Origin of the sequence: Streptomyces exfoliatus (assembly GCF_000725545.1) — a bacterium.
Lineage (GTDB): Bacteria > Actinomycetota > Actinomycetes > Streptomycetales > Streptomycetaceae > Streptomyces > Streptomyces exfoliatus.
The window spans coordinates 200,197-212,897 of the sequence record NZ_JNZP01000029.1 but is presented as its reverse complement, the minus strand read 5'-3'; the positions used below and the strand labels follow the sequence as shown (position 1 = coordinate 212,897).

Here is a 12,701-nt window from a genome sequence, read left to right as displayed (position 1 = left end):
GTGAGGGTCAAGAGCCGCACGCGGCCGGGGCCTTGCCCCCCGCAGACAGCGCTTGCCATGATCGGCGCGTGCACAGTGCCACGAAACGAGACCTGGACGGATCCGAGATACGACGGGTCGTCGGCGCGGCCCTCGGTCCCACGGCGGAGATCACGTCGCTGCACGAGTTCACCGACGGGTTCTTCAACGCCGTCCACGGCGTCGATCTCGCCGACGGCACCCGCCTCGTCCTCAAGGCCGCCCCGCCTCCGGAGCTGAAGCTGCTGCGGTACGAGGTCGACCTCATGCGCACGGAGTACGAGTTCTTCCGGCGAGCGGCCGAGGCGGGCGTTCCCGTGCCCACCCTCCGCCACGCCGACCTCGACGGCGGCTACCTCCTGCTCGACCGGCTGAACGGCACCTCCCTCCACGCCCTCGCCCCGCGGCTCACCCCCGAGCAGCTGTACCCGATCCGCCGCGAGCTCGGCCGGATCAGCGCCAGGATCACCACCGTCACGGGCGAACTGTTCGGCTACCCGCGCCGCGACGGCCACACCCGCTCCACCAGCTGGCGCACCTCGTTCCTGGACATCGTCGACGACATCCTGGCCGACGCGGTCGAGTACGAGCGGCCGCTGCCCATGGCCGCGGGCGACATCGCCGCGCTGGTCCGCCGCCACGCACCTCTCCTCGACGACGTCACGCGCCCGGCGCTGGTGCACTTCGACCTCTGGGACGGCAACGTCTTCGTCGACGACGAGCTGGGCATCGAGGGGATCATCGACGGGGAGCGCGCCCTGTACGCCGACCCCCTCGCGGAGCTGGTGTCCCTGCTGATGTTCCAGGAGCCCGGCGCGGTGCCCGGCGTGCTCGACGGATTCCTCGGCCGTGCGCTCACCGACCGGGAACACCTGCGGCTGACCCTGTACAACGTCTACCTCGGGCTCATCCTCGTCACGGAGCCGGCCGTACGCGCCTACGATCCCGTCGCGTACGGACCCACGTACCGCTGGGCCACTGACCGGCTCACCGACCAACTCCAGCGCCTGGACGCAGCCGGACCGTGACCGTCTTGGGCCGCTGGTACTCCTGGAGGGCCAGCGTGCTCAGGTCGGTGCCGTGGCCCGAGGCGCCGCGGCCGCCGTGCGGGAGCTCCGCCGTCTGCACGAGATGGCAGTTGAGCCAGCTCTCGCCCGCGTCCAGGGCGGCGGCCAGCTCGAGTCCCGCCGCGAGGTCGGTGGTCCACACACTCGCCGCGAGCGCCTGCGGGACGCTGCCCGCCAGGGCGAGGGCGGCGTCGACCCCCTCGGCCCGCTGCACGGTGAGGAGCGGGCCGAACACCTCCTCGGTGACGGCCGGGTCGTCGTCCGGGAGGTCCGCGAGCAGCCGGGCGGGACGCCAGTGCCCCGCCTCCTCACCCGGTCCCGGGGCGATGTCCGCGACGAGGTTCCGCTTGGCGGCGGAGGAGGCGACCAGCCGGTCGTAGCGCTCCGCCTGGTCCGGGTTGTTCAGCGGCCCGAAGTCACGGCCCGCCACCCGGGACCGCAGGGCCGCCGCGAGCCCCTCGACGGCGGCCTCGTAGTTCTCCGGCAGGGTGATGACCCGCGCCGGGGCGGCGCAGCTCTGACCCGCGTTGTACGTGACCGCCTCCGCGAGGGACGACCAGGTGTCGCCGGGCGCGTCCGGCAGGACGATCGCCGGAGCGTTGCCGCCCAGTTCCAGACTGACCCGCCGGGTGCCCGTGCGCGCCGCCACGTCCGCACCGGCCCGCCCGCTGCCGGTGAACGCCACCATGTCCACCGCCGCCCCGACGAGCAGCCGGCCGGTCTCCCGGTCGCCCGTGAGGCACTGGAGCACGGCGGGGCCGAGCACGGACCCGGCGTGCTCGGCGAGGAGCAGCAGACTGTCGGGGGTCGTCTCGGCGGGCTTCACGACGACCGTGTTCCCGGCCGCCAGGGCCGGAGCGCAGCGCCAGGCCGCCATGAGCAGCGGGTAGTTCCAGGGCACGACCGCGCCCACGACGCCGATCGGCTCCCAGCGCACCCAGCTCTCGTGACCCGCCACGAGGCGGCCCGCCGCCGGGGCGGTGCGCGTCCTGGCCGCCGTGGCGAAGAACCGGAACAGGTCCGCGACCTGCTCGATCTCGCCCGCCACCTCCGCCTCGGGCTTGCCCGTCCCGGCCCGCTCGCGGGCCGCGTAGTCCGCCGCGTGCTCCTCGACCAGGCCCGCGAGGCGGTCGAGTCGGCGCCCGCGGTCCTTGGGCGTGAGCCCGCTCCAGGCGGACAGCGCGCCGCGCCCGGCGGCGACGGCGGCCAGGACCTCGGGCTGCCGGGACCGTACGGAGGTGCCGCGCGGCGCCCCAGTGCGGGGGTCGGTCAGGTCGATGGGGGGAGTCGAGGAGCTGGTGCTCATGAGGGCCTTTCGCAAATCGGTGCACCGGGGATCGCGGGATCGGGGGACGGGAGGGACCGGCGGGCGGGTGGGTCGGTCTGCCGTAGGCGGTTCACACCTCGTACGACCTCAGCCAGAGCTCCAGGGTCAGCACCAGCCACAGCTTCCCGCCCTGCCGGGGCAGCAGGGCGCCGTCGCCCCGCAGCCAGGCACGGACGGTCTCCGGCCGGAACAGCCCGCGCTCCCGGGAGGTGGGGCCGAGGAGCAGGTCCTGGCCGAGGTCGCGGAGCGGCCCCGTCAGCCACTGCTGCACCGGCACCCGCATCCCGCTCTTGGGACGGTCCACCACCGTGTCCGGGAGGAGGTCCCGGACGGCCTCCTTGAGGATCCACTTCTCCGCCGTCCCCCGGAGCTTGAAGGACGGCGGGGTCGCGAAGGCGTGGTCGACGACCGACCGGTCGAAGAGCGGGGACCGGCCCTCCACCCCCTGCGAGGAGGTCAGCCGTTCCACCTTCGTGAGGATGTGGTGGGCCCCCTTGGTCCGCAGGTTGCAGTGGAGCAGCTGGTTGAGGAGGTGTCCCATCCGGTACGGGCCACCGCCGTCCGCCGTCAGGTAAGGCGCCACGTGCCGCTCCAGCGGCGGGGCGTCCCGCAGGGCCGCGAGTGCCGGCGCGGTCAGCAGGTCAGGCAGGTCGGTCCAGCACTTGCGGTACGAGCGGAGGTAGGCGGTCGCCCGGTCCTCGTCCCAGGGCGCGCCCGGCGTCCGGTGCATCTCCTGGACCAGCATGGGGAGGTTCTTCGGGCCGCCGAAGACGGGGTCCCCGCCCTCACCGTTGAGGACGACGGAGGCGCCGTCGGCGGCCACGGCCTCGGCGAGCATCAGGTTCGGCACGGTCAGCGGGTCGCCGACGGGGCTGTCGAGGAGCGCCGCAGCCTCGGCGAGCCGCGCGGCCACGGCCTCGCCCGACACGTTCAGGACCTGGTGGCGGGTGTGGCAGTGCGTGGCGACCAGGCCCGAGTACCCCAGTTCGTTCGGCAGGTCGTCGCCGAAGCTGATGGAGTACGTGTGCACCGGGTGGCTGTGGAGCTTCGTCGCGAGGGCCGTGACCAGCGAGCTGTCGATCCCGCCGGAGAGGAGCACGGCGGCCGGCTCGGCGACGGGCAGCCGGCTCGCTGTCGCCCGCTCCAACAGGGCCCGCAGCTCCAGGACATGACCGGTCGGGTCCTCCGGCGCGGGCTGCTCGATCCGTTCGCGGGGCTCCCAGTGGACGGTCTCGGTGGACGTCCCGTCCCGGTGCAGTCGGAGCACCCGTCCGGGCAGCAGCTCCCGTACGCCGGTGAGCAGGGTCTCCTCCCCGGGCAGATAGGCGAAGGTGAGGAAGGAGCGGACGGCGGACAGGTTCATCGAGGTGCCGAGCGCGGGCCAGCGGCGCAGCGCGCGCAGGGAGGTGGAGGCGGCCCAGGCGCCGTCGGCCCGTGCGTAGAACAGGGTGCGGGCACCGACGTGGTCGCGGATCAGGACCAGGTCCTGACCGTCGAGGACGGCGAGCACGAACATCCCCTCGGCCCGTGCCACCCCCGCGTCCCCGAGCAACGCCCAGCAGCGCAGCAGCAGTTCACCGTCCGAGCAGCCTGGCGGCGGTGGCGCGGACCGCTCCGCGAGGGCGGCGAGCAGCATCGGCCGGTTGTGCAGGGTGACCTCTCCGACCGCCGTCCGGCCGTACGCGGTGAACGGGCCCTCGGCGTGGCCGGTCTCGCCGGTGAGCAGTGACACCTCGGCGCCGGGGACCCCGGCCGGTGTGTGCCCGGGTCCGAGGGCGCCCATCGCGTCGAGATGGGCGCGGGCCTGCCCGGTGGTCGCGGCCAGGCAGGCGCACAGACGTGCCACGTACGGCTCCTTCTTCTTCTCGTGCTGTTCTCGTGGGGTGCGTGCCCGGCTCAGCCGAAGTCGTCGTCGCTCCAGGCGTCCCCGTCGCCGTCCCAGTTCGCGTCCCAGTCGTTCCCGTCGCCGGCCCCCTCCTCGCCGCCACCGCCCCCGCTGTCGCCGCCGCCTCCGGAGGACTGGTTGGCCTGCGCCTGCTGCTGCCGCAGCGCCTCCTCCTGTTCGGGGGACATGCTCAGCGGCGGCAGCTGGGCGGCGGTGATCGCGAGGGTCGCCACCCCCAGGCCGGTGAGCAGTACGCCCATCCGGCCGCCGAAGGAGCTGCGGTTGACCAGGACCTTCTCGCCGCGCGCCCACAGCGTGCGGCCGTAGCCGATGTCCCGGGCGTAGGTGGTGGTGCCGTCCGCGAGGGTGCGTTTGATGATGCGGTCGCCGAGCAGCTCGTCGGTGCCGGAGGCGCCGCGGTTGTCGTGCCAGGACACGAGGTGCGGGCGGCCGGTGGTGCGGCGCCGCCACTCCTCCAGGCCGTCCTCGTAGGTGCGGTGGACGGTGCCGTCGGCGAGCAGTTCGTCCGCGTAGCCGATCTCTTCGGGACGGATCATGTGTGCGTACCTCGGGTGTGTGGAAGGGAGCGCCGGGGGCGGGTCACGCGGCGGGCCAGGTCATGAAGCCGGTTCCGCGCAGTCCGCGCAGGCCGCTCCACAGGGAGTCGCGGGGTGGTCGTGGTCCCCGGGTCAGGCGCAGGACCGTGCGGACGAGCCGGGCCGGTGGCACGGCGGCCACCTGGGCGAACCGTCCGCTCGCCAGCCACGCGGTCTCCCGTGGCCGCAGGGCGGCGGGCCGGTCCGCGAGGGCGTCGGGTCCGGGAGCCGGTCCTCGGCCGGAGGGCAGGCGCAGGGCTGCCGCGTGCCGGGGCACGAGGCCCAGGGACACCACCCGGACGCCGGGCACCGGCCCGAGGCCGGCCCTGACCCGGGCGGGGAGCGCGATCCCGGACGGGCCGGCGTCGTGCAGGACGTGCACGGTGGCGCCGCCGGCCCGCTCCAGGGCGGCGAGCAGTCGCGGGTCGAGCGGCAGGGCGTCCGGGGCGGCGAGGACCGGACACGCCGCTTCCAGGTGGACGTGGTTGGCGAGCAGCATCCCGGCGATCGAGCGGTCCTGGCAGATCAGCAGCCGGGGCAGCCCGTAGTCGTAGAGGTCCGGCTCCGACGGTTCGCCCGCATGCGGGATGCGCGGCGCGGCCGGTGGAGGGAGGAGACCCGGGACGTTCTCCCGGCCGAGGGCGTCCAGCGCGCGGGTGAAGGCGGGCAGGCGCAGGACCGGGGCCGGGGTGCCGGGGATCCGGCCGAGGAGGGCCGCTCCCGGGTTCAGGACGCGGCAGGTCTCGTAGTAGAGCTGCCGCTCGGTGAAACGCAGCCCGCCGGGCGCGGCGGCGCGGTCCGCGGCCACGGCGACGGCCCGGCCGGCCGCCCGGGCGGCGATGCCGTGTCCGGGGCGGCGGCCGGGAAGGGCGACCGGGGCGGCGGGAGGAAGGTGTCGCTGGCTCATCCGGCCGGGGCGCCTTTCGTTCGGGATGTCTCGCCGACCGGCGCCGACGGTTCGGCCGGCCAGGTCAGGAAGCCGTCGGGGGAGCGGAGTTCGGCGGCCCTCGCCGCCAGCGCCTGCCGTACCGCCGCGGTGACGACCGCCTCCAGGCGGCTCGGCGGAACGGCGGCGATCGGGCTCCAGAACCCCTGGGCCAGCCACGCGGCGTCCGCCTCGGACAGGCCCGCGACGGAACGGAGGTCCGCGGCGCTCGCCCTGGGCGCCTTCGCGACCCGGTGGACGGCTCCGCGCCGCGTCCGGACGGCGGCCGCGGGAAGGCCGGCGTCCAGCACGACCCTGTCCGGGTGCGCCTGGCGCAGCAGCGGGGCGAGGAGCGCCCCCAGGGCGCTCGCGTCGTGGAGCACCACGACCGGCAGCCCCTCGGGGACGTCCACGAGTGCCTCGTGCGCGGCGGACGGCCGGCCCTCGACGAGGAGCGCCTTCAGTTTCGCGGGGATGCCGTTGACCCGGAGGAACACGGCGACCGCGTGGTCGGCACAGAGGATCACGGCCTCGGGGCGGTCCACCGGGGCCTCGCGGGGTGCCGGGGCGCGCGGGCCGTCGTCCACCACACCCGGCGGCAGCTTGCGGTAGGCGGCCTGCCAGGGGCCGGCCATCATCTGACGGAACTCGCCCTCCGGGGGGCTGATGTACGACCGGGGGGCTTCGGCGGGCCTGTACCGCATGACCGAGGCCGCCACCAACACGACGGCGACGGCGGTGACGGTGATCGTGCCCGGCGGGCCGTGGGTGAGCGCGCCGGTCGAGAGCAGGAGCAGGGCGAGGGGCGGGGCGACCAGCCACCGGACGCCGGGTCTGATCCCGCGGGCGGGCTTCGCCTCCCGGCAGCTGCTGTAGGTGCGGCTGAGGTACCAGAGCTGGGTGACGGTCATCCGCAGCCGGCCGCCCTCGGTGGCCTTCGCGGCGATCCGTCGGATCCGGAGGTCGTTCATGCCCCGGCCGTGGATCTTCGGGTCGAGCGCGAACCGCTTGGTGCAGCGCGAACACACCTGCCCGGTCCGTTCCTTGGCCAACAGGCGGGCGGCGCAGTGCGGGCAGGTCACCGGTCACCCGCCAGGTCGGGTGCCGCCGTGTCCGGCCAGGTCAGGAAGCCCAGGTCGGCGGCGCGCCGCCGGTCGGCGTCGAGCCCGCGCGTGAGCTGTCCCGCGACCCGCTCGACGACGGTGAGCAGCCGGGCGGGCGGCAGCCCGACGAGCGGGAACCGCCAGCCCTTCGCGAGCCACTTCAGTTCCTCGGGGGTGAACGTGCCGAGTCCGGCGAGGAGCCGCATGTCCTCCGCGCCGGGCCTCCGCCCCGATTCCCGGTACGGAACGGCCTGCGGCAGGGCCCGTACCGTACGCAGCGGCGGTGCGGCGTCGACGACGGTACGGCCCGGCAGGGCGTCCCGGACCCGCAGGACGAGGAGTTCGCCGTACGCGTCGATGTCGCGGAGCACCAGTACCGGACCGCTCGACGGCACCGCGCGGGCCTCCTCGGGGCTCCGGGCGGGGACCAGGCCGTACCGGGCGGGCAGCCCGTCGGCGACGAGGAAGGCCAGGACGGCGGGGTCGGGGCAGACGAGGACCCCGAAGACGGCGCCCGGCTCCGCCGCCCCGGCCCCGGCGGAGTCCCCGGCGTCCAGCACACCGGCCGGCAGGGCTCCGTACACCTTCCGCCACTCGGCGAGCACCTGGGCCGGGAAGGCCTCGCGGGGGACGGTCGGGATGCCCTTCCCGACCCCCGCGGCTCGGGCCGCGGCGATGCCCAGGGCGACGAGCAGCATGACGGCGGTGAGGAACAGCACCTGCGGGACCTCGCTGACGGCGGCCGCGATGGTGGCGATGACGGCCACTCCGACCGCCGGACCGACGCAGCCCGGCGCGAACGCGTCGTCCCGGAGGCGCTTGCGGGACAGGGCGTACCAGAGCTGGTCCGGTGTGATCCGGACGCGGCCCCCGTCGGTGAGCGCGGTGGTGATCCGGCGCACCCGGAGGTCGTTGAGACCGAGCGGGTTGGTCTTGGGGTCGAGCGCGTACGAGCGGTGGCAGTGGGAGCAGCGGTTGCCGGTGCGCTCCCTGCGGAGCAGGCTGCGTTCGCAGTGCGGGCAGATCACCTGGGCACCTCCAGGGCGGAGGCCATCCGGCGCAGCCGGGCGGCCAGCCGTTCCCGGACCGTCGTGGCGGCGATGCCGCGGACCCGCTGGGCGCGCTCGATGTCGCGGAGCGCGGCGGCCAGGGCCCGGTGGTCGGTGAGCGCCCCGGCGGCCAGGGCGGTGCCGCCGCCTGGGCCGCCTGCGGGCGCCTCCGCCCGCCGCTCGGCCTCGGCCGCGGTGATCGCGTAGTCCTCGTGATCGATCCCGTAGCCGGTGTTCGCGGCCAGGATCGTCAGCGGTACGTCGGAGCGGTTGGCGAAGGAGTGCGGCATCATCTCCGGGATCCGGATCAGCATGCCCGGCACGAGCGGGACGTCGACGACGCGTGCCCGGGCCTCGTCGTACAGCCCGCAGGCGGCGTGGCCGAGGCTGAGGACGAAGTGCTCCCCGCCGTGCGCGTGCGGGGTGAAGGCGCTGCGCGGGCCCACGACCCCGAGTTTGACGGTGGCGTTGGACGGCCGCTCGGGCGAGGTGGCCGCGTCCCCCACCAGATAGTGGGCGAACTGCCCGTCGTCGATGAACCGCAGGAACTCCCGCTCCGGTCCCAGTTCCCTGCGGCCCTCCCGGTCGGCGAGCAGGATGCCGCCGTCGGGCCTCAGGTGGTACAGCTCCACTCCGCCCGGCAGGTCCCGAGGGACCCCGCCGGGCATGTCCTCCGGCACCCGGTCCCACGCTCGTACGGGTCGTTCCGCCATCGCGCCTCCCCCTGACGCCCGTTGCACGTGCTCACGCCCAACCAGCGCATCGTAGAACGCCGTTCGGTAACAGCGGGAGTCCTCGGCGTGACTCCCGGGCGGTCCGGAGGTGAACGCCCGACGTCGTACGGCGCCTCGCGCCGAGTGTGACCCGGCGGCGACCCCGGCGACGGGGCTTCGCCGGTCAGCCGCGCGCGGAGGGCTCGCCCAGTGCCCCGGCCGCCGTACGCCATGCCTCCGTGACCGCCCCGTGGGCCAGCGCCGTCGCGGCGGCCACGTCGTCCGGCAGCCGGAGCGGAGTCCCGATGTGGACATGAAGGCACGGCCTGCGTACGGGTGCCGTGAGCACGCCCGCGATCTGCTTCACGCGCCCGCCGGAGGTGATCCGGCGGGCACCGGCCTGACCGATCGGCACCACCTGCGCCCCGGTGACACCGGCCAGCCGGGCGAGGCCGGTGCGGAACGCCTCCGGCGGATTCTCGGCGGAGTCCGGACGCGGCGGGATGCGGCCCTCGGCGTACAGCATCACGTGCCGGCCCGAGGCGAGGGCGACGGCGGCGTGGTCGAGGGCGGCGGCCGCGTGCGCCGAGTTGCGGTGGACGGGCACGTGGCCCTCGCGGGTCAGGGCCCGGCCGAGCAGCGGGACCCGCCAGAGCCCGGCGGTGGCGAGCAGGACCGGCTCGACGGCCAGCCGCTTGCGGAGCGCGGCGAGGACGAGTGCCGGGTCGGCCGTCGAGGTGTGGTTCACGACCAGGATGCTGCCGGGCTCGATCCGGGCTCCGGGGTCGGTGGTGACGGTGAGCCGCCCGAAGAACGGGACGACATGGGCGGCGATACGGCTGAGCACGGGCGGGCCCCCTGGATCCGAGGACGAAGCACTGACCCGCCCATCGTGCGAGACCGCGCCCCGCCCCGCATGAGCACGCGTACTCAGCTGTCGTACCCAACAGCCGTGGCCGAGCGGCCCGGTGGCCGGCGGCCTTGCCTCCCGGTCTAGGCTGGGCCCCACAGGCGGATCGGGGAGGGGAGGGGCGGTGGGACGTTCGGCCCGGCGACTCGCGACCCTGCTGCCCGCGCTGCTCTGCGCGGTCTGGTCCCTGCTCGTGCTCCCGGCACCGGCGACGCAGGACTTCGCCCCGACGCCCCACCCAGTCACCGCCGCCTTCCCGGCCGCCCCCGGCGCCGCGCACCACGCTCCCGGGAACAGCCCGCCTCACGGCCCCGCGCGGGCCTCGTCGCCCGAGCCGCACTTCGCGCCCACCGCCGTCGTACGACTCCCGGCCGCCGTCGAGAACCCCCTGCGGTTCCCCGGAACGCCCCCGGCCACCACCGTCGTTCCCGCCGACCTGTCCGTACCCGCGCGAGGCGTCCTCGCCGGCGACCCCCGCCGGGAGCGCGCGCCCCCCGCCGGACCCCGCGCACCGCGCGCTCCCCGCGGCCCTCCCTCCGCCCGGCACAGCTGACGTTCCCCCGCGTCGCCGTCCGGGCCCCCGGCATGCCCCGGACCGGTCGACGACGCGCATCCGACCGTACGTCCGGCACGGCCGACGAGCGTTCCCACCCTCCGCGTGGACGCGCGCCGTCGCCGTGCGCTGCCCGTGGAGTACCCGTGACCTCTCGTTCCGCGCTCTGGCGCGCGCTGCTCGCGCTCGCCGTCGTCGCGCTCTCCCTCTGGATCACCCTGACCACCCCGCCCCGTCTCGGACTCGACCTCCGCGGCGGAACCCGTATCGTCCTGCAGACCGAGGACGGACCCGCCACCCGTGCGGACGCCGCCGCCACCGACCGCGCCCTGGAGGTGCTCCGCAAGCGCGTCGACGGCCTCGGCGTCGCGGAACCGTCGCTCGCCCGCTCGGGCGAACGGCGCATCGTCATCGAACTCCCCGGGCTCCGCGACCCGCGCCAGGCCGCCGACGTCATCGGCCGTACGGCGCAGCTCACCTTCCACGCCGTCACCGGCGAGGCCCGGGGACCCGCGGGACCGGCCGCGCCGGACGGGACGCGCGTCCTCGCCGACCCCGACGCGCCGGGACGCCTCCTCGCCCTCGCCGCGCCCGCGCTCACGGGTGACGGCGTCGAGAGCGCCGACGCCGTCCTCGACACCACGAACGGCCGGGGCTGGACGGTCGACCTCTCCTTCCGCGACCGCGCCGCCGGCACCTGGGCCGAGCTGACCGGCGACGCGGCCTGCGCGGCGCCCGCCGACCCGGCGCGCAGGGTCGCGATCGTGCTCGACGACCGGGTCGTCTCCGCGCCCGGCATGCAGTCCGGCGTCCCCTGCGGCGCCGGCATCGGCGGCGGCTCCGCGCAGATCACCGGCGGGTTCTCCGCCCAGGAGGCCCGTGATCTCGCGGCGCTCGTGGAGGGCGGCGCGCTGCCCGTCCCGGTGACGACGGTCGAACAGAGCACCGTGGGACCGACGCTCGGCGCCGAGGCGATCCGGGCGAGCGCCCTGGCCGCGCTGATCGGCCTCGCCTGCACCGGACTCTTCGTCATGGTGGTCTACCGGCTCCTCGGCGTCCTCGCCACGGTCGCCCTCCTCCTCTACGGGCTGGTCTCGTACGCCGCCGTGGTCGCCCTGGGGGCCACACTCACGCTGCCCGGCCTGGCCGGCTTCGTCCTGGCCGTCGGCATCGCCGTCGACGCGAACGTCCTCGTCTTCGAACGGGCGAGGGAGGAGTACGCGGCGCTCGGCCGGACCGCCGGGCGTGATCCCCGGCGTCCGTTGGCGACGGCGTTCGACAAGGTGTGGAGCGCGGTCGCGGACTCCCACATCACGACCCTGCTCGCGGCCGGCCTGCTGTTCGTCTTCGCGACGGGCCCGGTCAAGGGCTTCGGCGTGACCCTCGCGATCGGTGTCGTGACCTCGCTGCTCACCGCGATGGTGATCACCCGGCTCCTCGCCGATCTGGCACTGCGGCTGCGCGCGGTGCGCCACCGGCCGCCCGTCACCGGCATCGCGGGCCTCGGCCGGTTGCGGACCCGGCTGACCCGGCGGGTCCCCCGGCTGATGACCCACCGGCGCCGCTGGCTGATGTCCTGCGCCGGGCTCCTGATGGCGGCACTCGCCGGCATCGGCGTCCGGGGCCTGGAGTTCGGCGTCGAGTTCACCGGCGGCCGGGTCGTCCAGTACGCGGCCGAGCGCCCGGTCGACGCCGACGCGGCACGCGAGGCGATCGCCGCGGCGGGCTTCCCTGACGCGGTCGTGCGGACGACGGGCGACGGTGGCGGGTCCGACGGCGAGGACGTGTCGGTACGGGTCCGGGAGACGGGGGACGACGAACAGGACGAGATCCGGGAGGCGCTCACCCGGGTCGCCGGCCCCGTGGAGGTGACGCGCGACGACCTGATCGGCCCGAGCCTGGGTGGCGAGCTGCGCACCCACGCGCTGCTCGCGCTCGGCCTCGCGGTGGCGGCCCAGCTCCTCTATCTGACGGTGCGGTTCCGCTGGACGTACGCGACGGCGGCGGTGGCGGCGATGGCCCAGGACGTGCTGCTCGTGGTGGGTCTGTTCGCCTGGCTCGGCAAGCCGGTGGACAGCGTCTTCCTCGCCGCGCTCCTGACCGTCGTCGGCTATTCGGTCAACGACTCCGTCGTCGTGCTCGACCGGCTGCGGGAACTCCGGCGCCGCGGCGGGGGCGTCGGGCTTCCCGACCTCGCCGACCGGGCCGTCGCCCAGACCCTGCCCCGTACGGTCAACACCGGGATGGGGGCGCTCTTCGTCCTGGTGGCGCTCGCGGTCCTGGGCGGTGACTCGCTCACCGACTTCTCCGTCGCGCTGCTCGCGGGCGTCGTCCTGGGCATGGCGTCCACCGTGTTCACCGCGATGCCGCTGGCCGTGGCGCTGGAGACCCGGCGGCCGGTCAGGACCCCGGCCGTCGGCGGAGGCTCGGGGCCGGGGCGGCGGGCAGGCGCGGACCGGGACCGTTCGGGCGCCGTGGTCTGACCCCGCCGGCGCGCCCCGTCGTCCCCCTCTCGTACGAGAAGGGGTGACGGGCCGCGCCGTGCCCTCGCGCCC

11 protein-coding genes are annotated in these 12,701 nt (G+C 75.5%); 3 read left to right on the top strand and 8 right to left on the bottom strand.

Annotated elements, in window-relative coordinates:
* Positions 1-68: 68 nt before the first annotated feature.
* Positions 69-1,046 carry a phosphotransferase family protein gene (locus IO20_RS36995; RefSeq protein WP_051874781.1) on the top strand — a complete coding sequence of 326 codons (978 nt, stop codon included), beginning with the start codon at positions 69-71 and terminating at the stop codon, positions 1,044-1,046.
* Here IO20_RS36995 and IO20_RS0129190 read toward each other — a convergent pair.
* From IO20_RS0129190 to IO20_RS0129155, 8 genes are all read right to left on the bottom strand, one after another.
* Positions 1,006-2,391 carry an aldehyde dehydrogenase family protein gene (locus tag IO20_RS0129190; protein ID WP_030555228.1) on the bottom strand — a complete coding sequence of 462 codons (1,386 nt, stop codon included), beginning with the start codon at positions 2,389-2,391 and terminating at the stop codon, positions 1,006-1,008. The genes IO20_RS36995 and IO20_RS0129190 overlap by 41 nt on opposite strands.
* A 91-nt stretch (positions 2,392-2,482) precedes the next feature.
* On the bottom strand, positions 2,483-4,258 hold the full coding sequence (locus IO20_RS0129185) for an asparagine synthetase B family protein (RefSeq protein ID WP_030555226.1): 1,776 nt from the start codon (positions 4,256-4,258) through the stop codon (positions 2,483-2,485).
* Between the two features lie 50 nt (positions 4,259-4,308).
* A complete protein-coding gene (locus tag IO20_RS0129180) occupies positions 4,309-4,854 on the bottom strand; it encodes a hypothetical protein (RefSeq protein ID WP_030555223.1) in 546 nt (181 codons plus the stop codon).
* A 43-nt stretch (positions 4,855-4,897) separates the two neighbouring features.
* Entirely contained in the window at positions 4,898-5,800 is a 903-nt protein-coding gene (locus tag IO20_RS0129175) for a hypothetical protein (protein WP_078946206.1), read from the bottom strand.
* Positions 5,797-6,846, bottom strand: a complete 1,050-nt coding sequence (locus IO20_RS0129170) for a hypothetical protein (RefSeq protein WP_030555220.1) — start codon at positions 6,844-6,846, stop codon at positions 5,797-5,799. The genes IO20_RS0129175 and IO20_RS0129170 overlap by 4 nt, the downstream gene beginning before the upstream one ends.
* Before the next feature lie 50 nt (positions 6,847-6,896).
* Positions 6,897-7,949 carry a hypothetical protein gene (locus tag IO20_RS0129165; RefSeq protein WP_030555219.1) on the bottom strand — a complete coding sequence of 351 codons (1,053 nt, stop codon included), beginning with the start codon at positions 7,947-7,949 and terminating at the stop codon, positions 6,897-6,899.
* A complete protein-coding gene (locus IO20_RS0129160) occupies positions 7,946-8,683 on the bottom strand; it encodes a cupin domain-containing protein (RefSeq protein ID WP_030555217.1) in 738 nt (245 codons plus the stop codon). The genes IO20_RS0129165 and IO20_RS0129160 overlap by 4 nt, the downstream gene beginning before the upstream one ends.
* Before the next feature lie 184 nt (positions 8,684-8,867).
* On the bottom strand, positions 8,868-9,530 hold the full coding sequence (locus IO20_RS0129155; RefSeq protein ID WP_030555214.1) for a lysophospholipid acyltransferase family protein: 663 nt from the start codon (positions 9,528-9,530) through the stop codon (positions 8,868-8,870).
* 187 nt (positions 9,531-9,717) lie between these two features.
* On the opposite strand from IO20_RS0129155, the gene IO20_RS0129150 reads away from it, so the two are divergent.
* Both IO20_RS0129150 and secD read left to right on the top strand, forming a co-directional pair.
* Positions 9,718-10,146, top strand: a complete 429-nt coding sequence (locus IO20_RS0129150) for a hypothetical protein (RefSeq protein WP_030555212.1) — start codon at positions 9,718-9,720, stop codon at positions 10,144-10,146.
* Between the two features lie 146 nt (positions 10,147-10,292).
* On the top strand, positions 10,293-12,629 hold the full coding sequence (gene secD / locus IO20_RS0129145) for a protein translocase subunit SecD (protein ID WP_030555210.1): 2,337 nt from the start codon (positions 10,293-10,295) through the stop codon (positions 12,627-12,629).
* Positions 12,630-12,701: the final 72 nt, after the last annotated feature.